Below are 464 nucleotides of genomic sequence, written 5' to 3' on the forward strand. Positions count from 1 at the left end.
CCGGCGCCTCGGCGTCCTCGAAGCCCGGGTAGTCGACGATCGACAGCACCCCGTGCGCGCGCAGCCCGGCCTGGATCGAGTCCACCAGCAGCAGCGCGCCGTGCGCGCGGGTCAGCCGGCGCGCGGCGTCGTAGAAGGCGCGGGGCAGGGCGCGGCCGGGGTCGCCTTCGCCCATCACCGGCTCCAGGGTGCGGCCGTGGAAGCTGCCCTTGACCACGATGCGCCGGACCATCGCGGCGGGGTAGCGGCCGCCCGGATCGGTCTGCAGGCGGGTGTTGATGTCGGCGATGCGCGCGGCCAGGCCGACCGACTCGGAGCCGGCCGGAATCGTGCAGCACCGCGCCCTTGAGGGTGACCACCCAGGGCCCGCGCGCGGCCAGCGCGACGTAGGGGTTCACGCCGTCGGCGGGATAGAAGTTCACGTAGCCGGCCTGCACGGCGCGCACCTGCGCATCCTCGTCCAG

General features: G+C 75.0%; 1 pseudogene. It reads right to left on the reverse strand.

Annotated features, from left to right (window positions below):
• A pseudogene (locus Z164_RS22265) lies at positions 1-464 on the reverse strand (hypothetical protein); the annotation flags it as partial.

This window comes from Luteimonas huabeiensis HB2 (genome assembly GCF_000559025.1).
Lineage (GTDB): Bacteria > Pseudomonadota > Gammaproteobacteria > Xanthomonadales > Xanthomonadaceae > Luteimonas > Luteimonas huabeiensis.